At 64.8% G+C, this 1,103-nt stretch carries 2 protein-coding genes; both read right to left on the bottom strand.

The window, feature by feature from the left end; genetic code table 11:
* Positions 1-37 precede the first annotated feature (37 nt).
* Positions 38-721 (bottom strand): aminotransferase class IV, encoded by a 684-nt coding sequence (locus tag BSZ39_RS12875; RefSeq protein ID WP_073717685.1) that lies wholly within the window; start codon positions 719-721, stop codon positions 38-40.
* A gap of 1 nt (position 722) precedes the next feature.
* Positions 723-1,001 carry a TspO/MBR family protein gene (locus BSZ39_RS12870; RefSeq protein WP_073717684.1) on the bottom strand — a complete coding sequence of 93 codons (279 nt, stop codon included), beginning with the start codon at positions 999-1,001 and terminating at the stop codon, positions 723-725.
* Positions 1,002-1,103: the final 102 nt, after the last annotated feature.

Genomic DNA, 1,103 nt, shown 5'->3' with positions numbered 1-1,103 from the left:
CGACCATGACCGATACCGACACGCCCGCACTAGCAAGCTAAAACCCCAAACGAGAGGAAAACGCCGTTACACCACTACAAGGGACTTGACCGAGGCGGCGCGTCACGCCGTCAAGGATCCCCGCCGACAGCGGTGGCGTGACCAGGGCACCGCCGCGGACGACGAAGATATTGCTGCCCGTACCTTCGGCGAGGAAGCCCTCGGTGTTTTCAAAGATGCCTTCGGTCGCATCGTGTTCGGTGGCGTAGGCCAGCCCCACAACGTTTTCGCCGTAGGACGTCGTTTTCACGCCCGTGAGCGCGCCGTTGATGTTGCGGGTCCACGGCACGGTGACGACCCGCGTCGTCGGTGCATCTCGCGTCACGGCCTCGGAGGCGACGATGAGCGTGCCAGGACCGAAGGCCTTGCCGGAGCCGAGCGGCCCCTTGCCGCCGGTCCAGGTGATGCGGATCTTGCCGAAGTCCCAATCGCGCCCCTCAAGCACGGCAGCAACGCCGCGGCGGCACTCGTCGTGGCTGGGTTCGGGCAGGCCCATCGCCGTCGCGGACTTGGTCAGCCGCCTCAGGTGGCGAGTGAGGGCGAACGGCCCGCCCTTTTCCACCTTGAGCGCTTCGAATACGCCGTCGCCGACCACGAGGCCGTGGTCGATCGGCATGATCGCCCGCGCTTCGGGATCTGATAGGAGCTCGCCATTGAACCAGATTTTTTGTGTCTCGCTCATGTCATGCTCCATTGCGGCGCCAGATCTCGGCGGTCAGCGCACTGGCAAAGCTCGTCCACAGGCCGTAGGGCGCGAGCGCGAGCGCCCGACGCTTTTTGGTTTTACCGACGCGCCGCACGAGGTCGATCGAGCTCATGGCGAGCAGGGCCACCACGCCCGTGGAGACGGGCAGGGATTTGAGTCGGAAGAAAAAGTAGGACCACGTGCCGTTCAGCACGAGGTTCGTCGCGAGCGCCTTGGCGAAGCTGCGCGCTTCCGCCTCGCGTCCTTCGTCGCGCAACTGGCCATTGTGGGCTCTTCACAATCCAGGGTGTAGGTAGCGTTGTTCGGGTTTGCGGCGTGGCGGCTGGTTGAAGGGGTCGAGGCCCTCCGAAGATGAAGG

Source organism: Bowdeniella nasicola, from assembly GCF_001907295.1.
GTDB classification, from domain to species: domain Bacteria; phylum Actinomycetota; class Actinomycetes; order Actinomycetales; family Actinomycetaceae; genus Bowdeniella; species Bowdeniella nasicola.
Note: the sequence above shows the minus strand (reverse complement) of the source record. Positions and strands in the feature narration are given on the sequence as shown.